The sequence below is a fragment of the Bradyrhizobium yuanmingense genome (assembly GCF_029167105.1).
Lineage (GTDB): Bacteria > Pseudomonadota > Alphaproteobacteria > Rhizobiales > Xanthobacteraceae > Bradyrhizobium > Bradyrhizobium yuanmingense_A.
In genome coordinates, this window is sequence record NZ_JARFML010000003.1 from 305,383 (window position 1) to 331,258 (window position 25,876).

General features: G+C 56.9%; 19 protein-coding genes. 13 read left to right on the plus strand and 6 right to left on the minus strand.

Annotated features, from left to right (window positions below):
* Positions 1 to 34 precede the first annotated feature (34 nt).
* The 12 genes from P0R31_RS06175 (at position 35) to P0R31_RS06230 (ending at position 15,427) form a co-directional block, all read left to right on the plus strand.
* On the plus strand, positions 35 to 1,483 hold the full coding sequence (locus P0R31_RS06175; RefSeq protein ID WP_275513267.1) for an O-antigen ligase family protein: 1,449 nt from the start codon (positions 35 to 37) through the stop codon (positions 1,481 to 1,483).
* Between the two features lie 142 nt (positions 1,484 to 1,625).
* Positions 1,626 to 2,237 carry a hypothetical protein gene (locus P0R31_RS06180; RefSeq protein WP_275513268.1) on the plus strand — a complete coding sequence of 204 codons (612 nt, stop codon included), beginning with the start codon at positions 1,626 to 1,628 and terminating at the stop codon, positions 2,235 to 2,237.
* A 251-nt stretch (positions 2,238 to 2,488) separates the two neighbouring features.
* On the plus strand, positions 2,489 to 4,756 hold the full coding sequence (locus P0R31_RS06185; protein ID WP_275513269.1) for a polysaccharide biosynthesis tyrosine autokinase: 2,268 nt from the start codon (positions 2,489 to 2,491) through the stop codon (positions 4,754 to 4,756).
* A 50-nt stretch (positions 4,757 to 4,806) separates the two neighbouring features.
* Entirely contained in the window at positions 4,807 to 5,577 is a 771-nt protein-coding gene (locus tag P0R31_RS06190) for a hypothetical protein (RefSeq protein WP_275513270.1), read from the plus strand.
* A complete protein-coding gene (locus P0R31_RS06195) occupies positions 5,574 to 5,975 on the plus strand; it encodes a hypothetical protein (protein ID WP_275513271.1) in 402 nt (133 codons plus the stop codon). The genes P0R31_RS06190 and P0R31_RS06195 overlap by 4 nt, the downstream gene beginning before the upstream one ends.
* Positions 5,976 to 6,368: 393 nt before the next feature.
* Positions 6,369 to 7,682 (plus strand): Gfo/Idh/MocA family protein, encoded by a 1,314-nt coding sequence (locus P0R31_RS06200; RefSeq protein ID WP_275513272.1) that lies wholly within the window; start codon positions 6,369 to 6,371, stop codon positions 7,680 to 7,682.
* A gap of 27 nt (positions 7,683 to 7,709) precedes the next feature.
* On the plus strand, positions 7,710 to 8,591 hold the full coding sequence (locus P0R31_RS06205; RefSeq protein WP_275513273.1) for an aldo/keto reductase: 882 nt from the start codon (positions 7,710 to 7,712) through the stop codon (positions 8,589 to 8,591).
* Between the two features lie 24 nt (positions 8,592 to 8,615).
* Entirely contained in the window at positions 8,616 to 9,872 is a 1,257-nt protein-coding gene (locus tag P0R31_RS06210; protein ID WP_275513274.1) for a glycosyltransferase, read from the plus strand.
* Between the two features lie 12 nt (positions 9,873 to 9,884).
* Positions 9,885 to 11,207 carry a hypothetical protein gene (locus P0R31_RS06215; RefSeq protein WP_275513275.1) on the plus strand — a complete coding sequence of 441 codons (1,323 nt, stop codon included), beginning with the start codon at positions 9,885 to 9,887 and terminating at the stop codon, positions 11,205 to 11,207.
* A gap of 214 nt (positions 11,208 to 11,421) precedes the next feature.
* Positions 11,422 to 12,351, plus strand: a complete 930-nt coding sequence (locus P0R31_RS06220; RefSeq protein ID WP_275513276.1) for an FkbM family methyltransferase — start codon at positions 11,422 to 11,424, stop codon at positions 12,349 to 12,351.
* A gap of 276 nt (positions 12,352 to 12,627) precedes the next feature.
* A complete protein-coding gene (locus tag P0R31_RS06225) occupies positions 12,628 to 13,872 on the plus strand; it encodes a glycosyltransferase family 4 protein (protein WP_275513277.1) in 1,245 nt (414 codons plus the stop codon).
* 70 nt (positions 13,873 to 13,942) lie between these two features.
* The gene (locus P0R31_RS06230) at positions 13,943 to 15,427 is read left to right on the plus strand and encodes an oligosaccharide flippase family protein (protein WP_275513278.1); all 1,485 of its coding nucleotides are present in this window, start codon (positions 13,943 to 13,945) and stop codon (positions 15,425 to 15,427) included.
* Between the two features lie 420 nt (positions 15,428 to 15,847).
* Here P0R31_RS06230 and P0R31_RS06235 read toward each other — a convergent pair whose 3' ends face one another.
* The 6 genes from P0R31_RS06235 to P0R31_RS06260 all read right to left on the minus strand — a co-directional run bounded on the left by P0R31_RS06235 (position 15,848) and on the right by P0R31_RS06260 (position 24,192).
* Entirely contained in the window at positions 15,848 to 17,047 is a 1,200-nt protein-coding gene (locus P0R31_RS06235; RefSeq protein ID WP_275513279.1) for an acyltransferase family protein, read from the minus strand.
* 178 nt (positions 17,048 to 17,225) lie between these two features.
* Positions 17,226 to 18,326 carry an acyltransferase family protein gene (locus P0R31_RS06240; RefSeq protein ID WP_275513280.1) on the minus strand — a complete coding sequence of 367 codons (1,101 nt, stop codon included), beginning with the start codon at positions 18,324 to 18,326 and terminating at the stop codon, positions 17,226 to 17,228.
* Between the two features lie 189 nt (positions 18,327 to 18,515).
* Positions 18,516 to 20,468 carry a hypothetical protein gene (locus P0R31_RS06245; RefSeq protein WP_275513281.1) on the minus strand — a complete coding sequence of 651 codons (1,953 nt, stop codon included), beginning with the start codon at positions 20,466 to 20,468 and terminating at the stop codon, positions 18,516 to 18,518.
* A 229-nt stretch (positions 20,469 to 20,697) separates the two neighbouring features.
* Positions 20,698 to 21,741 (minus strand): glycosyltransferase family 2 protein, encoded by a 1,044-nt coding sequence (locus P0R31_RS06250; protein WP_275513282.1) that lies wholly within the window; start codon positions 21,739 to 21,741, stop codon positions 20,698 to 20,700.
* A gap of 99 nt (positions 21,742 to 21,840) precedes the next feature.
* Complete coding sequence (locus P0R31_RS06255) at positions 21,841 to 22,803, minus strand: NAD-dependent epimerase/dehydratase family protein (protein ID WP_275513283.1); 963 nt, start codon at positions 22,801 to 22,803, stop codon at positions 21,841 to 21,843.
* A 21-nt stretch (positions 22,804 to 22,824) separates the two neighbouring features.
* Positions 22,825 to 24,192: an undecaprenyl-phosphate glucose phosphotransferase gene (locus tag P0R31_RS06260; protein WP_275513284.1), complete on the minus strand. Its 1,368-nt coding sequence runs from the start codon at positions 24,190 to 24,192 to the stop codon at positions 22,825 to 22,827.
* Positions 24,193 to 24,632: 440 nt separating this feature from the next.
* Here P0R31_RS06260 and P0R31_RS06265 point away from each other — a divergent pair, with 440 nt between their 5' ends.
* Positions 24,633 to 25,565 (plus strand): ABC transporter substrate-binding protein, encoded by a 933-nt coding sequence (locus P0R31_RS06265; protein WP_275513285.1) that lies wholly within the window; start codon positions 24,633 to 24,635, stop codon positions 25,563 to 25,565.
* Positions 25,566 to 25,876: the final 311 nt, after the last annotated feature.

The following is a 25,876-nucleotide window of genomic DNA, read 5'->3' on the forward strand; positions in this document are numbered from 1 at the left end:
CCTTTGGCTTCCCAAAATTCGCTGGTCATGGAGCTTGCCCGCGACCTTCATCCTGTTCTTCGTGGCCGCCAGTGCGCCGTTTCCGTTCGGCTCGACCAATGATCTGTCGATCGCGTTCTGGTGCCTGTGTCTCGGCGTCGCGGTGATCTTCGCGCCGACGCGCGATCTGCGATCGCCGCATCTCTGGCTGCTCGCCGGTATCGGCGTGATCGTTGCCGCTTACGCCTTCGTGCTGCACGAGCAGCTCTCCGACCATCCGTGGGTCGCGCCATTCCAGCCGATCTGGAAGCAGGCCTCGGATCTGCTCGGCGTGCCGATCGCACCATCCGCTTCCATTGTGAAGAACGAGGCGTTGTTCGCGCTCGGCGCGCCGTTCGCCAACATCCTCGCCATCGTCCTCGGCATCACCGTCGGCGCCGACCGGACGCGCGCGCGTCGCCTGCTCTGGGTCATCGCGATCTCCGGCGCGGCCTACGCGCTCTATGGCGTGGCCTCGTTCCTGATCGAGCCCACCATGATCCTGTGGCGGGACAAGACGGCGTATCTCGGCAGCGTCACCGGCACCTTCATCAACCGCAACACGGCGGCGGCCTATTTCGGCTCCTGCGCCGTGATCTGGATGCTGCTGATCCTGGAGGACGTCCGCCGCCGCCTGCCGGAGCGGCATATCGAATGGCGACGTGTATCGCTCGATCTGCGCGCGATCCCGCCAAGAGAGATCTTGCCGCAGCTTGCATGCCTGTTGATCTGCCTGATGGCGATGTTCATGACGGGATCGCGCGCCGGCGTCGGCCTGTCGCTGCTGGCAATGATCGTCGCCTTCACGCTGTTCCTGCGCAAGGACCTGCCGCCGCGCACCGGCATCTGGATCTCGCTCGGCGCAGGGCTCGCCGTCGCGCTCGGCCTGTTGCAGCTGCTCGGCGGCCGCGTCTCCAGCCGCTTCGACAGCCAGGGCCTGGTCGACGAGGGCCGCATCGAAGCCTGGAAATCCACGCTGCGGATCATCGCCGACAACCCCTGGTTCGGCACCGGCATGGGCACCTTCCAATGGGCCTTCCCGCCGTACCGCAGCCCCAACATCTCGATTCGCGGCGTCTGGGATGCCGCGCATTCGACGCCGCTGGAGCTTGCCTCCGAGGTGGGCATTCCCATGGCGCTACTGGTGGCGCTCGGCTGGGCCGCCATGCTGCTCGTGCTGGCGAGGGGCGTGTTCAGACGGCGGCGCGATGCCATAATCCCGCTGGCGGCGGCGGCGACCGCAACGCTGTCGCTGCTGCATTCGTGCCTCGACTTCACGCTGCAGATGCCCGGCTACAGCATTCCGTTCTTTGCGCTTTTCGGCGCGGGCCTGGCCCAGTCCTTCTCCAGCCGGGAGAGCCGCGCGAGCGCGGGGGCCGGCGCCACCGCACCGCGAGGCGAGGGCCGCTTCGCAACCGCGCCTCCAGCTCCGCGCGCTCGGCCCGAGCTTCACAAAACTGTCTAGATTTGAAGCAGTTGCGCCGTTTACGAAGTTTTTAGTATAAATGGACAGTCCTTCTTTCTTTCGCTAGGTTCTTGCACTGCACAGCCATTTTGCCCGGGCCGAGGAAGCAGATCGGGGCAGCTGATTTTTTGGAGGTTGTTTTATGAGCGTTATCAGAAATGCGCTTCGCATGGCTGCCGCCGCGGCGCTCGCCGCGACGATCATATCGGCCGCCAACGCCGCCATTTACCCGCCGCAGCGCCAGCTGCCGGCCACCGTAATTTCCGAGTTCAAGGCGTCCCCCAACAGCCTGCTGCAGCAATATCCGACCGGCGGCCCGCAACTGATCTCGCGCGTGCGCGACCTCGGCGCCTCTGATCCGACCACGCTGCCCGGCCTTATCGCTCTCCTGAAGGATCCCGCGACCACCAAGGACCAGATGAACGCGATCGTCGCTGGCCTCGCCCTGGTCGCTCGGATGGCCGCGCAACAGGATCAGGCCTACGCCAATGAGATCCAAACGGCGATCGCCGGTACCGGCAATCCCGACTTGATTGCCGCCTACCAGGCCGCGATCGGCGACGTCGCGATCGCCGCGGCCGGCGGTGCGGGCGGTGGCGGCAGCGGCGGAGGCGGGCCGACAGGTAACGGCTTCCCCACCGGCGGCGGCAGCAGCGGCATCGTCGTGTTCGGCAACAACACGACCGCCAACATCCCGCCCGGCACCTTCGGCGTCGGTGTCGGCACCGCCGCCAACAGCGTCAGCCCGTTCTGATTGAGGCCGGCCCTTAGGCTGCATTCTAGGAGACGGCAGCGGCGCCAGCGGGCGCCGCTTTGCTTTTGGACCGTTAAGCTTCACATGAAATGTCACGCGGGGGACACTGCGCGGCACATCAGGCGCGTTCAATTGAAGACGAGAGTGTGCTAGTCTCTCGTGTGGCGCGGGTTTGCTACGAATGCAGCTGCGGCAGATAGTAGATTTTCCAATCCTCAAGAACGCATCGATCCATTTTCAGGAATTGCTAGATGTTGCAGGTGAACAAGCCGTCGTCGGAGATCAACCATGATTTCGCCGAGGCTGACGGCTCTGCGTCTCAGACGCTGACCTCCTACCTCGAGATCGTTCGCCGTCAGTTCCCGACCATGGTCGCGATCGTCTCGGCCTGCGTGATCCTCGCACTGCTCTATCTCTTCACCGCCGCGCCTCAATTCACTTCCGAGGCCTCGATGGTGATCGACACCCGCAAGGTGCAGTTGTTTCAGCAGCAGTCGATGCTTGGTGACGTTGCCGTAGATGCTGCAGCAGTCGAGACTCAAGTCGAGATCCTGAAATCTGAGAACATCAGCCTCACTGTGATCCGTGATTTGCATCTCGTCGACGATCCTGAATTTACCGGTTCGGACGCCGGCCTGCTTGGCTCGGTTCTCAGCTTTGCGGGCAGCCTGTTCTCCGAGCGGCATTCGCTGTCTGAATACGAGCAAGTCCGCAATGCGCTGGGACGCTTCGAAAAGAACCGCGACGTCACCCGCATCAAAGGCACCTATGTGATGGAGGTTGCCTTCACATCGAAGGATCCGGGGAAAGCGGCGAAGATCGCAAACGCGATCGTAGACTCTTACATCGTCGATCAGCTCGAGGCTAAATACCAGTCGACTCGCCGCGCCAGCGTCTGGCTCCAGGACCGTATCAAGGAACTGCGTACCCAGGCATCCGCCGCGCAAAAGGCGGTGGTGGACTTCAAGACCACTAACAATATCGTCGACACCGGCGGGCGGCTAATGAACGAGCAACAACTTGCCGAGATCAACAGCCAGCTTATCCTGGCGCGTGCAGCCACCGCCGAGGCCAGGGCGCGGCTTGATCGCATGAATGATATCCAGAAGCAGGATGTCCCTGACGCCAACGTTGCCGATGCGTTGAAGAATGAGACCATCGTCAAGCTGCGCGCGCAATATGTCGATATGGCTTCGAAGGAATCGATCTGGTCGGCCAAATATGGCCGGGATCATCTCGCGGCTGTGAATCTGCGCAGTCAGATGGCGGAGATCAAGAAGAACATCCGGGATGAACTGAGACGTATCCAGGAGTCTTACAAGAGCGACTACGATATTGCTGTGACCCGTGAGGAAAGCATCAAGTCGAGCCTCGCCAATGTTGTCTCGGAATCCCAGCTCACCAATCAGGCTCAGGTGCAGCTTCGCGAACTTGAGAGCAATGCGCAGAGCTACCAGGCGATGTACGACAATTTTCTGCAGCGCTACATGGAAAGCGTCCAGCAGCAGTCGTTCCCGATCACCGAGGCGCGCATGATTAGCGTAGCGACCATGCCGCTGGTGAAGAGCTATCCGAAATCTCTCCTCGTTCTGGCCGTCGGTCTGCTTGGAGGCTTGATGCTGGCCTCAGGTGTGGCGATGGCCCGGGAGCTGACTGATAAAGTGTTTCGTACCACCAAACAAGTCGAGGATACTCTCGGAGTCAGCTGTGTCGCGATTCTTCCGGCTCTGAGCACTTTACCTGTCGAATCGCGGTCCGGCTGGAAGATGCCGAGTGGTCGGGGATTTGGAAGTAGCAGCCAGCAGCCTGATTTGCTCCGCTATGTCGTGGGCAATCCGCTATCGCGCTTTTCCGAAGCCGTACGTTCGGTGAAGGTTGCTGCCGATCTCAATCAGATCCTGCGCGAAAATCGCGTGCTGGCGACGACCTCGACCTTGCCGAACGAAGGCAAGAGCACACTCTCGAGCAATCTCGCTCAACTCGCGGCGCATGGCGGTGCGCGCGTCATTCTGGTTGATGGTGATCTGCGCAACCCCTCACTCTCGCGTGCGCTGGTGCCGGACGCGAAGGTCGGCCTGGTCGACGTCATCGCGCAGAAGGTCAAGCTCGAGGATGCGCTGTTGGTCGATCCAGAGACGCAGCTCTCGATCTTGCCGGCCGGGACCACCTCCAAATTGTTGCACACCAACGAGATATTGGCCTCGAAGGCGATGCGCGAGCTAGTCGCCTTGCTGCGCACCCGATTCGACTACGTGGTGATAGACATGCCGCCGATGGCGCCGGTTGTGGACGTGCGTGTCACGGCCAGCTTTGTCGACTCTTACATCTTTGTGCTGGAATGGGGCAAAACCAAAATCGACGTCGTTAGGCATAATCTGCGCACCGCGCCCGAGATCCAGGATAAGCTGCTCGGCGTAGTCTTGAACAAGGCGGATACGAAGGCACTTGCGCGCTATGAATCATATCAGGGACGCTATTACTATCAAAAGTATTATGCGCGCTATGGATACGTGGAGTAGTGGGCCGTCCGCAGATTGGTTCTTGAGCTTCTTGAAATGGCGACTGGGATGTGAGCGATCTTCGTAGAAGATGCCTGGGAAGCGCGCTGCGCGTTTGCCTGCTTGTGTTCGGTCTGGTCGGCCTTTTGTGGACCGCGATCACTTCGCCGGCTTTTGTTTCAGCTTCGCCGGCCCGCGATATCATTGGTCGAGTTATGGCGGCTGAACACTTCAAGCAAGGCGCGCTAGGAGAAAGCCTGGCGTACCTCGAGGAAACATCGAGGAGCTTGATTTCGGAGCCATCGATTTCACGGGCGAAGGCTCTCATCCGTTTGGAATTGGCGCAGAGAGCAATGGGGCGTCCCGATGGAATGGATGATGGAGACCGCCAGATCGCTGATACCGAACTTGACCTGAAAACTTCGCTTGCCACGAATCCAAATGACGCTTTTCTGTGGATGTTGTTGTATTCGGTGGCGCTGACTAGAAATGGATTTGATCCTGCCAACATTAAGTATCTTGCTGCATCGTATCGGATAGGTCCGTGTGAGGGTTGGCTCGCTTTGCGCCGGAATCGGATTACTCTTGGATTATTTCCGTTTCTCGATGGCTCTCTCAGGCGTGTGGCTATCTCAGAGTTCGCTCAAATCGTCGATGCCGGTTTCAGCAGCGAGGCGGCTTTGATCCTGAAAGGGGTGGGCTGGGCACATCGAGAAGAATTGCTGCCGGCTCTCGTGCAGGCGAATTTGGTGTCGCGAGAAAACCTCTACAGACGCCTTGCTGCGGATGGCCTCAAGTTGAGAATTCCCGACGTTCCCTATGACGAGAGGCCTTGGAGATGAAACATTTCCGATCACGATCTTGGTCCGGCATAGCTACTTGGACCCTGCTTGTCACCGTGAATGTCGCGGGGCAGGCACAGTCCGCCTCTCCGACGGCAAGCTCTAGCCTGACGCTGCAGGGAGCAGCAGAGCAGACCACTGCACCGATTATCAAAAATGCATTTGGTCGCCCCTGTCTGGACGTGGAGGCGGCAGCAAGATCGCGTGTGGTGAATCCCAAGCTTATGGATCACGTCGTGAGCGTCAAAAACAGCTGCCCTCGCGCGATCGATGTAACGGTGTGCTATTTCAACTCAAGCAAGTGCAACGCATTTCATCTGTCGGGATATGGCCGTGTAGATGCGATCCTTGGAACGACGACGGAGCGGAGTTTTCGTTATTCGATCTCGCAAAAATAGCGGTTTTGATATTGGGCGGATTGCAAGCGGGTGTTCAAGAAATATTGCCTAACCAAGCCGAAGACCGGCTTTGCGACATGGAGTCTTCGGACTTGCGATCGATATGAGGTGCACCTTTGCACGTATATAAGGAGCAAGATGTTGATACTCGCTTTTGACGAATTGAGATTCTGGAAGGCTCAGAGCATTCAGATGCTCGGTAGCGAAGCGTCCGCATTCTCCCGGCCGCTTGAGCCCGACGACGCGTACTAGTCCATGAAATCGAAGATGATCGTTTGGACGGGCTCCAGGTAAACAACCCAGCTCTGCGTTCAGCATACCCATGAACTCTTGCGAAAAATCTCTCGTGATGTCGTCTTGCGCAGTCATCGTAGGAAGACAGGTAGACGGAATATGAAGCTTGCTTTCGTCGGTTGCGGCTATGTCTTCGACATCTATATGCGCACACGCTGGGCCTATCCGGAGATGGAAATCTGCGGCGTCTTCGATATCGACAGGTGCCGCTCTGAGATCGTTTCGAAACATTACGGCATTCATGTCTATGCGGACTATGACGCACTTCTCGCCGATCCGCGTGTGGAGATCGTCGTCAACCTGACGACGATTAATTCCCACTATGACGTCACTAGACGCGCTCTGGAAGCAGGCAAGCATGTCTACTCCGAAAAGCCGGTGACGACCGAGCTCAATACGACCAAGGAACTCTTTGCCCTGGCGGAGAGGCGCGGCATCGTACTTGCCGGTGCCCCTTGCAATCTCTACTGCGATTCCATCGCCACAATGTGGAAAGCCGTTCTGGACGGCGCAATCGGCAAGCCGGTTCTCGTCTATGCTGAGTTAGACGACAATCCCGCCCATCTGATGCACCTGGAAGAGATGGAAAGCCCGACCGGCGCGCCCTTCCCCTATGTGGAGGAGCTGCAGGAAGGCTGCACGGTGGAGCATCTAGCCTATCACCTTGTATGGATCTGTGCGATGTTCGGTCCGGCAAGGGCGGTGGCGGCCTATTCCAAGAACCTGATCGCGCACAAGACGGATACGCCGCTCAATCCCGCCGACACGCCGGACCTCTCCGTCGTGTGCCTCGACTTTGAAAACGGGATCGCCGCGCGCATCACCTGCTCGTGGGTTGCGCCGCGCGACCACCGTTTCCGCATCATCGGTGATGCGGGTGAGCTCGGCGCGGATAATATCTTCCACGATCAGACGCCGGTTCATCTGGAACGGTATTCGCGCGTCAGTCTGGCTGCCCGCAAGGCCTATACGGCGCGTAACCAACCGCTCATCGGCCGGATTTTTGGTATCGGCGGCAGAAAGCTCAAATTGGTACGGCGCTGGAAATCCCATGCGGTCGAGGCGGAAAAAGGCGTCGGCATATCGCTTAAGCACAAGTTTGTCAGTTGGCTGCGGCGCCGAGAAATCTACGCGCAGGACAAGCTCCTAGGGCTGGCAGAAATGTACCGGGCCATGCGCGATGGACGAAAGCAGCCGATGCCGGCAGATTTTCTGATCCACATCAACGAGCTCACCATGATGGTGCAGCGCGCGGGTGCCGGCGGCATTGCGACTGTGCCCCGGACGACCTTCGAGAAGATCGGCCCGCTGCCTGACATGATCAGCGGGCAACGCGACTATAGGACCGGCTACCGGCAGCGCATCTCGGAAAACCGGCTCGGCAAGCTCATCGATAAGCTGCAAAAGCGGTAGTTGTGCGAAGAGGCGAAGGGACCGATAATGACATCAACCGCGCAGACAGATGCATCCATCAGCAAGATCGCCCGCATCGGGCTTGGTTGCAGCCGGCTGGGCTCGATCGGGGCCCAGGATAGCACGCCGCCCGAAAAGCTTCTTCAAACGGCGGCGGAAGCCGGGATCACGTTTTACGACACAGCCGACATCTACGCACAAGGCGACAGCGAACGTCATATCGGAAAATTCCTTCGAAGCAGCAGCGGCAACCTCGTCATTTGCACCAAGGTCGGCCAATATTTTCCGTGGTACTTCAAGCCTGCCTTCCTGATGAAGGGTCTGATCAAAGCTCTGCTGCGCCTAGCGGGCGGCGCATCGGCAGTCCGTACGGTTCGCGCGCGAACACTGCCGCAGGATTTTTCGAGCGACTATATCGAACGGAAATTCCGGGAGAGCCTCGAGCGGCTGCAGACAGATTCGGCCAACATCCTCCTTTTGCACAGCCCATCGGCGGATGTCCTGAGACGGAAAGACGCCATCTCTACGCTTCACGCGATCAAGCAGCGCGGCGCGGCCAAGAGGATCGGTGCAGCCTGCGATGACATCGAAGCCCTCGAGGCTGCGCTCGACGACGATAGGATCGACGCAGTCCAGGTCACACTTGGCGTCCTGGATGGTGTCGATCCGGAGCGGTTGCGCAAGCGCCGGGCAGCCGGTTTGTTCGTGATCGCACGCGAGATATTCGGTGGTGCCCGCCCGGCCGACAGCGTGCCTCTGTCACCGGAATTCGTGAGGGATCGGCTCATCCGTGCTGCGAGCCGTCCCGACGTCGATGTCGTCCTTGTCGGGACGACCAATGAAAGCCGGCTGCGTCGCCTCGTCAACGACTACCGGGCTTCGAAACGCCCGGCCTCGGACGTCGCCTAAACGGCAGAGATAGGAGACAACGAGTTGCGTGTTCTTTGGTTAGGCCGTTCGGTCGATTTGACCCTAGACGCGGGAGACCGCGTCTACAGCTACAGTTTCGTCTGCGCTGTCGCCGAGCAGCCCGGCGTGACGTTGTCCTATATTGGCCTCACCGATCAGGACAAAGGGCAGTTTGAGCCGTCATCTTTCGCGGTGGACTGGCGGCCTGTCCATGCCAGGGCGAACTCGAGCTTGAAATTCCTTTACAGCAGTCTGCCCATGTCGGGTGCAAAGAACGATGTGCGGGAATACACGGATGCGATCTTTCAGGCTCTGACGCGCGAGCCCTGGGACGTGGTGGTGCTCGATCACTATGCGCTCGCTCTTGCAATTCCCCTGATCGACAAGGCGGGTTTCCGGGGGCCGGTCGTCCATATCGCACACGATTTCGAAACGCATGTTACCCGGGACATCGCCGAGTCGTATTCTGGCAATCCGGTCAAGAAGGCCCTTCTCAAGCTGAATGCCAAGCGTACCGCAGACGCCGAACGGTTGCTGGCCGCCCGCTGCGATCTCATGGTCACGCTCACAGAGAAGGATGCTGTCAGTTTCAGAGAGATCAATCCCAGGCTGGACAGCTTGGTCATTGCCCCGGGATATCGCGGCGCGGTCGTCGAATCCCGTACGATTTCAGACGCCGTGCCGAAACGGGTGATCGCGATCGGCTCCTATACATGGCTCGCCAAGCGGATGAACCTGCTGGAGTTCGTCCAAAGCGCGGACGAGTTCTTTTTCCAGAACGGAATCGAATTTCGCGTCATAGGCAAGATCCCCGAGGACTTTCACGAGATTCGAGCGCGCCAGTGGAAAGCGACGCGGCTGCTCGGCTTCGTGGACAACCCGAGCGTCGAGTTCGACAATGCGCGGATGGGTCTTGTGGTGGACCGGACCGGCGGCGGCTTCAAGCTGAAGATGCTGGACTATATTTTTCAACGCGTGCCAGTCGGCGGTTACACGCATGCCCTCGAAGGGCTTCCCGACGAGGTTGCCCCTCACGTCGTCGGCCATTCGGAAACGGAGCCTCTGCTGAAGGCGATCGTCGAAGCGGTGAACAATCCCGACAGGCTCCAGAAAATGCAGGTCGCGGCCTTCCAAGCCGCCAAAGGGCTTTTCGACTGGCCCAGCAACGGCAAGCGGTTCATCGAGAAACTGAACGAGCTTGGGACAGATTTGCAATCGCCCGAAAGTCTGCGGCGGGCGGGCAGAATGCAGCGCAGCGAACCTCGGTCGCTGCAAGTTTAGCGGTTATCGCGAATGGCCTCAGACATTCACAACAACCCACCCAAATTCGGTCCGACGAGGTTCATCGTCGGTGATCCCGGCGCGCGAGTCTTCCATATGCTCAGCAAACGAGCTGTGCTCGGCATCATCGTTTCCTTTATTTTCCTTGCCTATTTTGGCATCGGCTTGAAGGAGGATTTTTCCCTCAGCATCAGCATGATCGCAATGTATGCGGCACTCCCGGCCCTGCTTCTCGAAAGAAATCTGACGCTCGATTGGGCGAAGCTGGGAGCCTACCTGATCTTCGTCTACAGCGTACTGCTGACGAAGCTATCGGCGACTGGGCCGAACATTTCTTCGGCGTCGATGTATTATCTTATCGTCCTCTACTTCCCGTTCGTATTTGCGGTTGCGCGAACGGCCAACACGGACGGACTCTATGAAAAGGCTATCGGTTTCTTCCTGAACTGCATGATCGCCATCTCCGTCATCGCTGTGGTGCAGTTCTTGTCCCAATTCGTCGTAAAGCTTTCCTGGGTTTTCAATATTTCGCTGATCATTCCTCGTGCCATCGTGGATAAAGGCGGCTGGAACACGGGTGCCGACGCAGGCAGCTTCTTCAAGGCCAATGGCTTCTTTCTGAGAGAGCCTTCGGAGTTGTCGAATCTTCTCGGGTTCGCCATTCTCATAGAATTTTTGTACTTTCGCAGGTGGCTGCGTCTCGCAATCTACGGCGTCGGCATCCTGCTGAGTTTTTCGGGCACCGGGATGTTCGTCGTCGCGGCAGGATTGCTAATACCGACCAAGCTGAAGACGCTTCTCCGTGCAGCGGCCATTCTTGCCATCGGCCTCGCGATCATACCTCCACTCGATGCATTTGCTTTCGACGGTTACTTCCTGCATCGGTTGGATGAGTTCAATCGAGAAGGTTCAAGCGCTTGGGCGCGCTTCATCGCACCGCAGTCGGTCGTTGAAGCGGGAATGAGCTCTGTCGAAAGAACATGGCTTGGCAATGGTTCCGGCAGTCTTGCACCTTCGTTGAGCATGTATTCCGGCATTTGGTATGAGGGACGATGGGAAATCCACGGCCCGACCTGGGCAAAATTGCTTTATGAATACGGAATTCTGGGCGCCGCTGCGGGCTTCCTGTTCTTGATAGTTTGCCTTTGGAGATCCCGAGGGCCAGCAGAACTGAAGATCGCCGGATTTTATGCTTGGCTCGCTTCGGGAGGACAATTGCTCCAGCCCGCATTGTTGGCCGTCATATTCAGCCTGATTATCCTGTGGCCGAAGAGTCGTCCACGGTTCTGCCGGCCGTCTCCCTCATCTTGGACGCAATCGACTAGGAAACCGTAATGCGGTAGGTTTTGATGTGGGTTCTCGGCCAATAAGACTAGGCTGGACCTAACGATCGGAGCAATGCCGTTCTTGCACCTGATTTTTCTAGATCAAGCAGCGCTGCGTCTTCCTTAAAATGAGGCTTCCCTTGCTTCCGATATCGACGGCAAGCACCATTGCAGGGCGAGTAGAGTTTCGCTAAATAGGGCGAATTTTAGAAAAGGAATATTTTATGCTGGAAGCGGCGAAGAAGATAGCCAAAGTCGCGAGAAATGCGATTTTGTTCAAGACTGTTCCTCTTCAGGAGCATGTCAAGTTCTTGGGCGTCGGTGATCTTCACTTCAACAAACAGGATAACCGCGGGAAGGCTATTGCTGCGGCTGCTGGTGTCACTCAACGACAGGTCACCAAGTTCTGGAGATTAGCAGTACAGCAATTCTCTCCAACGATTATTCTTGATGTTGGGGCGAACTACGGAGAGATAGCGCTTTCCTCTCGATATTTGCGTGGCTCAGAAGTTCATCTATTTGAGGCAAACCCTGCGCTGATCCCGTTCTTGCATAGGAGTATAGCTAGTCACGCCAATGCCGACGCCGTCAAGCTGCACGCGAAGTTGGTTTCAGACAGTATGGGCACCAAAACATTCTACGTTGACGAAAAGTGGTCTGGGACATCGTCCGCGATCGGTCGAATTCACGATGACGCCGGGTTCAAAGGTGCAGGCGCAGAGTCGTTTAAAGACCTTGACGTGGAGTCTGTCACAATCGACAGCTTGTTCAACAGCAGAACGCTGTCGAATGATCGACTGCTTTTTAAGATCGACGTTGAGGGATTTGAAGAAAAGGTTCTCCTTGGGATGTCGTCTACTCTTAGCTCTGTTGAAAGCTTTGTAGGAATTATGGAGTTCGACAAGAAATATCTTGTCCGAGCCGGCAGCGATCCAGTGAAAGTTTTTGAATGGCTGAAAAGCATTGCTACGGTTAAGGTTCTGACTAAGGCGGGCGTTGCTCCAATCCAGGACGAAATATCTGATCATGCTGACTTGATCATCTCATCTCCGAAGATCGCTGCGTCTGGTTGGCTGGCTGCGTCTATTGTACCATTTAACCAAAGGGTTTGGTTAGGACTAAGCTTGGACAAACCAGACCGTTCAATGAGGTGATCGCCCTCCACGACGGCTCAACAGACCACTCGCATTAGGTCATTATAACTCAACGGCGACAAGTTAAAGCCATTCGAGTAAAGCGTGGGCGTCTTCGCCGCTGTCAATATGACCTGAAGTTTCAAGCGGAGGCATTGTCATTTTCTTGGATACCGACGATGGAGGGGCAGCCGGGCACTGCTTGAAATAGAAGAAAAAGAGCAGTGTAAATGTATCGATCTTCACTATAGTTGTGCATCGAGCGGGAAAGATTAAGCGAGTGTTGAGGAGGGCATTTTGATCGGGAGTGGCGAATCTGTGGCTCAAGATTCTACTATCGCCAGGGGCCAGCACCTCAAAGCGCGCCCTAAGCGCATTGCCCTTCTCACAGACGGACTTGAAAGCTATGGGGTGAAGCGCAGTATCACAACGTTACTGAAGGCATTCCGTACATATGACATTGAGATCGTCTACATTGGGTTTTTCAATGGACCGATGGCCGAAGCGGCGGCTGAAGTCGGAGCCGAGATCTTCATCTGCGACTTCGGTCAAGCACCCGAATTCGGCGGATTCGTAAGCACACTGAAGAATTTTGCTTTTTCCTTCTCCCATGCACGCACGTTGGCTGAGACGATAAAGACGGCGCGTGTCGATTGTGTGATCGTAAGGCAGCCTCGCGAAGTACCATTGGTTGCCAAGGCGTGCTGGCATGCGAAGGTTTCCGGTTATTGGCTCATGCCAAATCTCATTAGCAGCAAATATCCCTTTCGAGTGAACGCTTGGATTTATGAACTAGTGCTGGCTGGCTTCGGCATGACGCCGATCGCAAACAGCGCTTTTACGCAAACAACACTGATTGGAAAATTGAAGAAGGCCTATCATTCCCATCTAGGGATAGATCCGGCAGAGTTCTCACCTGAGCTCTATCCTTCTGCAGATCGAGCGCAATTCGGCTTCACCCCGGACCATCGGATTTTTGGTATCTTTGCCCGTATCACTCCAGAGAAGGGACAACTCGAATTCATCCAGGGTTTCGCGACTGCGGCGCGAGGGTTTCCCGATGCGCGCCTTCTGATTTGTGGAGGCCCTATGGACAGCGACTACGGTCGGCTTATCAAGAACGCTGCGACGGATTTAAAAATTGCAGATAAAATATACTTCAGCGGACCAAGCGATAAGTTGGGCTTTCCTATCCAGAGCCTTTACGCAATGTGCGACGTCATCGTGAATTCGCGTATTGATCCAGAGCCATTCGGCCTATCTGTGATAGAAGGAATGCTGATGGAAAAGCCGCTGCTGGTGCATGCGTCCGGAGGCCCTGCTGAAACGGTGAAAGACAACGAGGATGGTTGGCACGTGCGAGCTGGCACGGCTGCGGCCTTCGGGGAGGGGGTCGCTCGCGCGCTGCGCCAGCAGAATTTGTGGAGCAAATATGGCAGGAATGCACGTCGTCACGCATTGCGGGACTTCACACACGTTGCGGCGGCAAGGCGTATACTATCGATCATGCAAGCATCGGCCGCACCGCAGTCTCAAAGGTGATCACCTCGTCCACAATTGCATACAAACTTCCTTGTAGCGATGGAGTGGCCCACCAAGGGTCTGATTTCTTATGACCCTCCGTCAGTCTCTGATTTCTAGCACGTTCTGGCTCAGTGTCGGAAATGCATTGAACCAGATATTCAGCATTGTCGTTTTTGCGATACTGAGCCGGCTGATGGAGCCGATGGAATTCGGGATCGTAGCTTTCGCAGTCATTTTCATCGACGTCACTGGTGTGGTCGCCTGGGCTGGCGTGGGAGATGCAATCGTCCGGCGTGATCCGATGGATGACGTGTTTTCTTCGACTGCGCTCTGGGTCAACATCTTTCTTGCAACGGTCCTGTTCGCGTTTCTGAGCGTGGTACTCGCGCCGGGCGTCGAAAGGCTCGGCTATGAGGATATCCAGCCGGTCATCACTGTTCTCGCTCTTATGCTTATCATCAACTCTTGCGATACTGTGTTCAGTGCAACGTTGAGGCGAGACTTCTCCTATCGCACAATTGCGATCAGAGGCATGTTGTCCAACTTTGTAAGCGGGTTACTCAGCATCTGCCTCGCATCTGCAGGTGCAGGAGTTTGGGCACTGGTCGCGCAGAGAGTGTTTGCGGTCGCTATTCAGTTTACGGTCACTTTGACGGCGGTGAAATGGCGGCCGAAACTGGTGTTCAACAAGCACTACGCGCGCGAGATCTTGACTTTTGCCATCAGCGTCATGGGCGCACAATTTCTCAATCAGTTGAATGGCCATGTAACTGGCATGATATTGGGCGTGTTTGCAGGTCCTACGGCTCTTGCGATCTACCGAACGGGGAGCCGCTTCTTGTCTTCTTTGACACAATTGATTATTGTCCCCATTCAGCAGCCGGTTCTTTCGGCTTTTGCCAGCCTTCCACGCGAAAAATGGCCGGAAGCGTTTCTTCGGATTGTCCAGACAACAGCGCTGATTGCCTTCCCTGCATACCTCGGGGCGTCTGTGATTTCTCCCGAGATCACTGCAATCCTGTTTGGCCCCAAATGGGCAGCGAGCGCCACCGTGATGGCGTTGCTGGCGCCGATGATTGGCGCAACCGTGTTTGACTTCATCCTTGCGCCTACCTTGATTGGGATCGGACGCGGAAAACTCCTCTTGTTCATTTCCGGCGTGTCGGTGCTTGTCAGCGCAACAATGGCCCTAGCTACTGTCAAGTACGGGCCAGATATTGTAGCGCTCGGGCAAACCCTCGGAGCCTATATCCGCATTCTGATTGTTATACCCATTGCTCGGCAGGTCACAGGAATTGGTTTCTGGTCGTTATTGAAAAGTATCTTCGTTCCACTGACGGCGTCCTTCATGATGGCTGCGTGCCTGTATGGAGTACGCGCTCTTTGGATTTCGGAACTTACTCCCGCTTATCGGCTCGTCATCCTTGGTGGTTTGGGTATCGTCATCTATGGTCTGTTCATCTTGATGTTCGGACGTAAGATGCTGGGAAACCTTACCTCCGGCATCGGACCCTTGCTTCCGGGTAGATTGCACCGCATCCTGGTCTCGTTGAGCGGTACAAGAAAAGTTTAGGGCTGTGGGCAGTTGCAGGTGACCTGAGGCCGGTTCGGAGTGCCTGCCGACTGCAAGACGCTGATTTTGGATGCTAGCTCGAAGAGCGCCGAATCCGAGTTGGGGTCGTTCAGAGCTGGGCGGCATCTGACTATTAGCGGTAATTTGGAGTACTTTACTTCAATGCTGATCACCTTAGGCTGGCAGGCGCCCGAGCAAATACCCCCGACATTGCGCATTCTCTGTAAATGGAAATCGAGGGTGTGACCTGAGCCGCAAGTTTCATCGTTCATGCGGCAGCGGTGGGATTTTGTTCGCCAAGCACTCATGGATCGGTTGGCACCATCTCAGTCACACAGAAGGCGTATCTGTTGCCACAAGCGAAACTGGGCATCTCGCTTTCCATGGCGAAAGCGCTGCTCCGCTCAACTGAGATATGCATTACGGCTTGGTGCATATTTGGACCGGCACAATGCCTGTAGCGCGATCGTCTGGTTCTCGTGCCGGGATATCACAGGCCTGCCGTTTGCGTAGCCGCTCCCTTACCGATTTTCCCAAACCCAGCATCGGCTTTTCGACAAACCACCAGCTGATCACTGCCATGGCCGCCGAACCAACAAGAGCTAGGACGACACAATACCAGCCGCTATAGCCAAGTTCCAGAAACAGATTCATCACGGGCCAGTGGAACAGGTAAAGGCCGTAGGAATAGTCATTTCCCATTAAAAGCTTTCGTCCCAAATCCGGATAACGAAATGCGAAGCTAAACACCAGCGCCGCGATTGCAATCATATTAGCAAGGCCGACATTGTTACCGAAGGGGCGAAGGACCCCGGGTATCTCCCACAGCGTCCCGACAACCGAGAGAACCAGGAAGATTGCCAAGATTGGAAAGAACCAACGGACGGCGGGCCTGACGATCGTGTCGAACCATAAGGCCGCAAGTCCGCCGCTGCAGAACATCCATATCCAACTGATGAAAGACAGCGGCGATACGGTAAGGGTTTTCGTCGCGAAGTCCGCCTTCTCGCCTGGCGGAGTCATGAAGTAGTGCGCGTAGACATTCACCGCCAGCGAGACTGCGATTACCGAAATGAGCAGGCGCGCCGTTCGGTGGCGATCCCGGCCCCAGAGGCCGATGGCAACCGCACAAGCATAGAACGAAATTTCGACCGGGATAGTCCAGAGCGAAGCGTTGACCGTCCCGTTGCCGTACTCTCTCAGAAAATCAGGATTCCAGCTTGGAAGAACGACGATCTGTGCAACCATCCATAGCCCCATTTGCTTCAGGTTCTGATGAACCGGATCGCTGTAAAGCACCACGATGGACACAAGCGAAAACAAGAACACCGCGTAATAAGCGGGCAGAATGCGAAACGCACGCGATACGCAATAGCGAGGAATATCGGGGTCGCGACGCCATGCGGCGGTTATGACGAAACCGCTGATGAAGAAGAAAACGGGCACGCCGGGAAAATACCTCAGCGCCTCGATGAACCAGCCCCCGCTGTCGCTCGGCTGGACGCGGGTCCAAATGTGATAGATCGCAACCTGCGCCGCGGCGATTATCCGAATCAAATCGAGGCTATTGTCGGAAAGGGAAAAGCCTGACTTCACCGCACTGACTTGCCTACGTGCCATCGCTCAAATCTCTAATCGTCCACACACAACAGGGCTTTTGTAAACGCCGGGTCATCCGAGAGCCTGCCCCTATGGATGATCCTGTTCGAATAATCTTAGTTTGCGCGGGACGTTGCCGCCTTGCCTTGGAAGGTTCAATCGGCGGCCGCCACGGTTCGTAGGCGCTTCAATCGGATATTCATCGGAAACCGGCTTGAGTCGAGCGAGACGAAGCCGTTGCTGACGAGGTCTGCGGAAGTCCGTTCCCACGGCAAGATCGGCCGCGATCCGTGCCCCCGCCGTGCGTGGCACGACCGCTCAACTTGATCGCGGTGAGCACGGGCTTTTCAATTAAGATATAACCGATCGCGCCGACGACAATGCCGGCGAGGGCTAAGAATGCAAACGTCGAAGTATCGCCGATTTCCAGCTTAATCGCCGCTTTTGCCGCTGCAGAGATCGCAAGCGTGTGCCACAAGTAAATCGAGTAGCTTGCGTTGCCAAGGAAACGCAATATCGGCCATTCTCTGACCGCGCCAATTTGTTCGTAACGGAGGACGCCGACGAAGACAAGCAACATTGGAACACCATAGAAGAGCAGTCGGTACTGGTCGATCGCAAATCGGCCGTAGAGCATGGTAGCCGAGAGCAGCAGCACGCCGACGCCTACTGAGATGGCGCCAAAGAATGATGGAATCCGGTAGCCTTCTTTCCAGGCCAAGCCGATCCAGCATCCCGCCAAAAACTCGAGGAGCATCGGGTTTGTAAACGTCTTGAGTATGGCTTGCTCCGGCTCGAGTTTTTGTCCCGCTGCAATAAGAACAACAAATACAGTGGTGAGAACGATGAGCCTGCGGCGTTCAGTAGTTCGCAGGCAGAGCATCATGCTAAAGCTGAGATAAAAGAACATCTCGTACGCAAGCGTCCATCCTGGAACGAGAAGCGGATAGATGTGTCCGTTACTTGGGGACACGCTTGGGATGAATAAGTAGGAAGAGACCATGTGCCAGACTGTCAGCCTCACACTTGGATAAAATCCCGCTACTGCCCCTGTCAGAAAGACGGTCGTGACCACCCAATAAAGCGGGACGATACGTTGGACGCGCTTTTGAAGGAATTCCCGCGGATTGCTGCGCTCGTTGGTAATCACCATCATGAGAAAGCCACTGATGATGAAGAACAGATCCACACCGGATTGACCGACTGAGAAGTCGATCTGTCCCTTGCCGCCACAATGGAAAAATACCACCGCGATACAGGCGATGGCCCTCAAGTACTGTAGACTGTTCAGTTCATTCATGCGGCTAAGCTCCAAAGCAGCCTAGACTGATTTCGAGGTTGTAGCGAAAGCGGTCGTATTTTTATGGCCACTTCGTTGGAGTCGCTCGACACCCGTGCATTTTCCGATTTCAATAGCGCCGGCATGGATGGTGGCCCTGTTCAAGCAGTCCTGGTTTTCGCTTGGCGTTCCCGCCACGTTTCGAAAGGTTCAGTCAGCGGCCGCTAAGATACGTAGTCGCTTCAGTCGGAACTTGATCGGAAACCGGCTGAAATCGAGCGGGAAGAAGCCGTTGCTGGTGAAGTTTGCGGAGGTCGTTCCCACGGCCAGATTGGCCGCGATCTGCGCTCGCGCCGAGCGGTTGTAGGTGAAGTTGCGCGCCCAGACTAGAATGCCGTCGATGTAGTAGAAGACCTGGTCGGTGGACCAGATCGCCTGAATCTTTCGGGTCTTCAGGCCCACGTTGTTTCCCACCACATATTCACCGTTATGAAAGGCGGTGTTGCGATAGATTTCGCTCGTGGGTTTGCCATTGGCAGGGCGATGGCAGTTTGTGCTCAGGTTGGACCAGTAAACGAACAGGTCCGTCATGTCGATTTCCGAGGCGCTGTCCTTGGGAGTGGGCATGCCGGTCAATTGATTGAAGTCACGAAACAGCCAGAAAGCCGGCCATGCGCCGACATCGGCAGTGTCGGGCAGGTTGCATTCCAGTTCGAGCGCGATCCAGTCGCGCCCGAACTCACCAGGCGTATAACCGATCTTCGACCATATCTGTCCCGAATGGATCGGCGGGTGGAAGAGGGCGGTGCCGTCCACCGGCATGGTGATGCGTCCACTCAGCGTTACTGTCTGCGGCGAGGAGGTCCGGTCGATGGCAACGACCTTAACATTATTGTTGGGGTTGGTGTCCTGCTGGATCACCTGATGCCCCACACTCACCCCGGCGGGGATCGCTTCGAAGCTCAGCATATTGCTGCTTTTGGCCTCGGCGGCGACTTTTGCCAGCCAGATAGGCTGCGAGGTGACGAACAGACCCTCCGTGACGTTAACGCCGCCGTTGACAGTGATACTGTCGGCCGTCTTCGAGACAATCGGCCGGTACTGACGGTCGTTGTAACCGAAGGTGACGGCCTGTCCGATTTCGAGTCTATCTGTGTCGGCCAGCGGAATGGTGGCGGAAATGCCTTGGTAGGCATCGGATCGTTCCATCATCTTTGAAGGCATGAGGTGGAGCCTTTGCCCAGCCTGCGCCGTCACCGGGTGATTGAGCGTGACGTTGTTGCCCTCGCGTCCCGTCACCCAGGTCAGGAAAACGCTGGCCTTGCGCTCATGCGTCACGCTGCCGTTTCGGCCGGTCGAAAGGCTCAGCCATTGCATCGAGCCGTTCGCCGCCTTACCGAACGGCGGGCCGCCAGGATTGTTCAGGCGGGGATAGGTGATCCAGTAGCTGCCGGGGCTGCCTCCCTTGACGGCAGCAATGCCTAGGGCGCTTAGCCGTGCATCGGCGTTGACTCCGTGGACGAAGGATTGCGCGAGCGCCTGATGGGTAGAGGTGGCACTTACGGACTCGCTAAACGTGATCTCTTCCCGGCCGATAGCAGACAGATCGAAGCTCAGCGTGACGCTGTCGCCGTTCGTCAGCTTGCCGCGGATGCCGCATCCCAGAGTGACGTGCTGGTTTGCGAGCTGGCGTTCGCCGAAAGAAACGACCTGCCCGACGAATATGGCGCTTGCGTCCGAAACTGCCAGGATCCGCGAACGGGCCGCATTCGCGGTCACGACGACCGACCCGAGACCGCCGCCGTGCGGCAGCGTCGCGGTCAACTCCAGCGCGTCTTCGGTGAAAACGAAGTTGTCCCTCGAAGAAAAGGGCATGTAGCGCTGGTTCTCGGTGTTGATTGTCGCGGTCGGTGAGCGAAGATTTGCCGCCCAGTGGTTGAAAAAGGAGGCAAGGATATCAGCATCGGCAATACGCGTAGCTCCACTGGGTGCTGCGCCCGTTCCGAAGCTATAGTCGGCGAGGGGAGCGTAGTTCTCGACGGCGGCGTCAAACGAAGCTGTGAAGTTCGGTTGACGGGCATTCGCCGGTCTGGCGAAATCGGAGCCAAGCCCAATTGCCGCGCCGTAGCCCAATGCGAGAAATCCTCTTCTGGTCGCCTTCATCGCCCGGCTACCGGTTGTGTTTCGAACTGGAATTTGACCACGGCATCCTATCTAACGGCCTCATCGGTTCATGCTTAACGAATAACGACAATCACTTAATGCTGTGACATTGACGCACGGGCTTTCTGCCATCAATGCCTTCCCGGGATCGTGATCGCATCAACGATCCGAGCCAAATCTGATCCGACGCCGTCAACGGGGTCCGCTTCAGTGTTTGAAGGGACCTGCATCAAGCGGCGGTCTTCATGGGCAACCAACGCTGTTCTCTTATGTTGATGAATCCCCAGAAGAAGCCCGATGCCCATGAGAAATGCATACATGCCGCCGCAGAACCAGCCAGCAGGCCGCAAACGGATTTGTGCTTGAATGCGAGCAGAAGCGACATGGCCGTCAGCGCGGCCAAATAGAGGAGTGGCCAGGCAAGAGCCAGCCAGCTTCCCGCGATCAGGGCGACAAGAAGCGAAACAATAGTAAGGACGAAATGAGCCGGCACCACGATCTGGCGCAGCCGCATTGCATGAGGATGCCGACGAACAGTGCGCGAGCGGCCCTTGCCATAATTGAAATATTGTCTAGCGAGGCTGCGGAACGTGCTGCGTGGGTGGTATTCGAGGCGAATATTTGCGTCGAGAAAGACCTTTCCTCCGCGAGCATTGAGCCGACAATCGAACTCGGCGTCCTCATTATGGCTGAAGGTCTCGTCATAACCGCCGTTATCGAGGAAACTCGACAACCTGAATGCTGCGTGATGGCCATGGTCGACCAAGCCACTGCGTTTGCCACCGCGATGCGCCGACCCGCCAGATCCTAAGGGAGTGTCTGAGACCCAGGCCACAGCCTTCTCCAAGCAGTCGCGCCCAATTGAATCCATCGGTACTACGACTGAGTCTGCTCCGGTATTGATTAGGGTCGTGAGCAATTGCTCGACGAAGCGTTCGGGATAGTGCGCATGCGCGTCGCAACGAACCAGCACATCGGCTTCATTGCGCCATTGCCGAGCAACCAGATTGACGGCCGCACTTTGCAAGCGCTTCGGGTTATTTATGACCTTGACGAAGGGAAATATCTCACCCTGTTCCTTGGCTAACGTGACTGTTCGGTCCGCGCTACCTCCGTCAGCGACGATAATCTGGAGATTGGTTAATCTGGCCTTTTCGCGAGCAAGCGAAGCAATAACGGCAACGATCGTTCGCTCTTCATTCAACGTCGGAATCACGACGATTATCTTGGAGTTTTGCCGGACCGTCTCTGAAAGGGAGGTGTGATGATTCATGATCTGCGTTGTGCGGTCAAAAGAAAGATAACGTCACCCGTTCGATAGCTTCTCATCGCAAGTAGGTACACTCCCCCTCTAGCATGCTCCAAGCAGCAACTATGTGAACAGTCCGGATGACTCGTCTTTCCAGCGGAGCAATGCGGATTGCAATCGTCCAAGCTGCGCTTGACCTTTAGATTGAAGCCAGCCGGGGACAATGTCCGTCGACCTGACGAGTTTCATGACACGGTCGGGATGAATGCCCAAACCAAGAGCAGAGAATGGCTTGAGAATGCCTGCTGCAGCCTTCACGGCCGGCTCGGGAATGAGAAACTCTCGCGCATTTGGAAAGGAAGTCGATCGGAACGCGGCTACAATATCCTCAATTGTATAGCGATCCGGATAACATGCGTTGAACAGCACGAAACGCTCGGGTGACGATCGGGCAAACTCAATGGCGTCAAGCAGATCGCCAACGTAAATGCAGGCTTTCACGGTGTTCTTTCGTCCCGGGTAAACGAAGAAACCCTTCTGGAGGAGCCTCGCAAGTCGCGTGAAATTGCCGCCTTCCCCCTTACCGAAGACCACGGCCGGCCTCACGATGGTTAGCCTGCGACTGCTATCTCCGTCGAACCAGTTTTGATGTATGCGCTCCGCGAGCGCTTTAGAGTGCCCATATGAGGAGGCAGGCTCTAACGGAGTCTCTTCTGTCTTTACGGACTCGCCAGGTCCATACACAGAAATCGAACTCGTGAATATGATTTCGGAAATGCCATGCCGCGCCGCGAAGCTGGTTATCTCCAACGCGCCGGCGACGTTCGTCTCGAAGTACTCGTGGTCCGCATGACCGGGGGTGGTATGGATCGCCGCCAAATTATATATGCGCGAAACGTCGGATTCTACGTTGACGTCGTGCAGGTTGCGCACATCGGCAACGCGGTAAGTGACTCCGGGCAGCCTTTCCTGGGGATCGTTGAGATCGAAAGAGATGATGCTGTTCGTGCCTTTTGAAACAAGGTGGCGAAGCAAATGGGTGCCGATAAAGCCGGACCCTCCAAAGACAACTATCGACTTAGGCATTTTCAATATTCCGATCTGGAGTTAGTAAGCCCTACTCTGCCCGAGGCTGATCAAAGCAGTTCGTATGACAATCAGGATGTCCAACCACAGAGTCCAATTGTTGATATACCAGAGGTCGAGTTCGACGCGCTTCTGCATCAAGTCGAGCGTACTGGTTTCTCCACGGTAACCATTAACCTGGGCCCAGCCGGTGATGCCGGGTTTGACGTGATGGCGGTAGGCATAATTGCCGATGATCTGCTCGTATTCGGTATTGTGGGCGGCCGCGTGGGGGCGGGGGCCTACCAGCGACATCTCGCCCTTGAGCACGTTCAAGAGCTGCGGTAGCTCGTCAATCGAGGTCTTGCGCAGCCACTTGCCGATTGGGGTTACGCGCGGGTCGTTCTTCTGCGCCTGTTGAATCGTCGGGCCGTCCTCGAGCACGCGCATGGTGCGGAATTTGAAGATCCTGAACGTGCGCCCGCTGAAGCCGTGGCGGGTCTGACGGAAGAACACGGGTCCCGTCGATGTCACCTTGATCAAGAGCGCGGTCACCAGCATGACGGGGGCGAACACAAGCAGCGCGAGGCTAGCGCCGACGAGGTCCAGCGCGCGCTTGAGCGCGCGTTCGCGCAACGTGAGCGGGGCGCGGCGCAGCTCGGCAGTAAGGGTGTTGCCGGTGCCGACTAGCGGGTAGCGCAGGAAGCGCGCCGTGTTGGCGTCCGGCACCAGATGCACCGGCAAAGGCAGGATCTTTAGCGCGTCCAGAATACTGTCGATCGCATGCTGCCGGCCCCAGTTCATCAACAGGAAGATGTGCTCGATCCGATTCTCGCGCGTATAGGTGATCAGTTCTTCGAAGCGCGGCGCCAACGAGGAGAGCAGCAGCGGCGAAGCGAGCTCCTTAGCTGGGACCTCCATCACCCGCATCAGGCGGTAGCCGTGCTGGCCGAGGTCGTCGACCGCGTTGGACGAGGTGACAAGGCCGAATTCGGCGATCATGATCGCGCGGCCGTTGGCGAAGGCGCCGGTGCGCAAGGCATGCGCGGTCCAGCGCGCGGCCAGGGCCTTCCAGGCGAGCAGAATGGCGAGGCCGACCAGATAGAACGAGATCGTGGCGCCGCGGGAGAACTCTTCGCTGACCTTCATCGTGAACGCGATCGCAAGTAGCGCGCCGAATAGACCGGTCCACGTCGTCAGTGTCATCCGAAATGTGCGTGGCAGATCGGTGATGATTTTGAGGCGATAGCCCTGCTGCACTAACGTTAGAAGGATGAAGTTTATAGCGACCAGGACGCTAGCCGCTGCATAGACGTTGGCTTTGCCGACGGTGCCCGCGGTGGACAAGAGATAGCCGACCGCGCAGCCAATTCCGCAAATAACGATCAACGCTCCATCAATTACGGCCATCGAGCGTTCAACAACCGGCGGGCGCAGCCAGCTGGGCGAAAAGCCCGCAGATGTTGATGCAGTTTGCTCGACCACGCGAATTCCCGTCGCAGAATCGGAGACGGGCACAGGTCGGATAGTAACAATTGTCATGCTGCCAAACCCATTGACGCAAAAATTTATTGCCCGAACAAGCCGTGCTATCGATCAAAGCCGCTGGTAAAACAACGTTAAGGGAAAATTAACCTTACCCCGGTCGCATTGTAGCTCACCTCGCATCAATTGATATGCCAAATTTACAGCTTGTTAGGAGGTTTTTATTGCCAACGAAATCCCGGCGGCGAACCCGGCCGAGAGGGAATCGTTACCTAGCCATTGGCCTTGCTGCCGTGGCATTCGTGGGTACTGTGCTTCTCCTTCTGCCCGACAAACCTTTACGAGGGCCGACGGCTTCCATAGGCGTGGCGACTAAGCTTCTCCTGGACGGGCCACCTAGCGCACGGTTCGCGGGCGAGCTCGCCGCATTCAAGCAGGGGTTTTTCTCCTCTCGTATTGAAGTGTCCGCCGAGCCCGGCGATCCTGACTTCGTCCAGACGGTCGCACGCCAACATGCCATCGGCGTGACAAGTGGCCAGAAGTTCTTGCTGGCAAGCTGGCGTGGTGTCCCGGTGACCGCTTTCGCTGCGAGCTTTCTCGACACCTCTGTGGCGATCTTCACGCTCGAAGCCTCGGGATTGCGGCGGCCGGCTGATCTGGTCGGAAAGCGAGTCGGATACCGAAGGACGAGTGAGGCAGACGCCGTCTTCGATGCGATGATGGCGCAACTCGGGCTTCCCCGAAGCCAAATCACCAAGGTCCCAGACCGCGACAGCTTCGAAGCCCTGAGGGCCGGGGAGGTGGATGCGATCATTGCCGCGATTGACGATCAGCCTGATCCTTCCAGCTCGACCTTCTTGAAGCTGAACGTCATCAAGCCGCAGGACTACGGCATCCATGTTCCGGGCCAAGTCTATTTCGCGAGCAATGATCTCATTCATGAAAAGCCGTCCGTAATCGCCGACGCTCTTAAGGGGCTCATTCGAGGATGGCAATTCGCCTACGCCGACTATGCAAGGAGCGTGCCTGTTCTCGCCGTCGGCGGTCAGGCCCGGTTGAACCCCGAACGGCTCAAATTCGAGCTCCAGCAGCAGCGCTCGCTCGTGCTACCGACGGGCGGCCGTATCGGGGACTACGACGAAAGCCGCTGGCGGACGCTTCGGGATATCGCGCTTTTCGCCAAGCTGGGTGAAGAGGATGTACCGCTGGCACAGGTGGTCAACTACCAGTTTCTTCGGGATGTGTACCGCCGTTCACCCGGCCTCGCTGTTCCGGGCGCCTGGAATGAGGACAAGTAGGACCAAGAAGCCACACCTGCGCGCCATATCGACCCAAAAAGCTCTCGGCCGCCCGGCAGCGGTTGCTTTTCTGCCTGCTGCGTTGGTAAATTTCGTCAACTATCTGGGCAGGCCGCGCGGCTCACCCAAGGCGCTTCTGTTGACTGGGATGGGGGCGAGCGCGACCGGAAGCCGCAGGCTCGAGGAGCTTTTCAGGATGTTTAAGACGTTGATGCGAGCGGGCCTTGCTGCCGTCGCGGTTACTCTGTGCGCAGCGAGCGGAGCTAATGCCGCGATGCAGATGCCGGCACCGGCGGTCCTGCTCGCGGGTC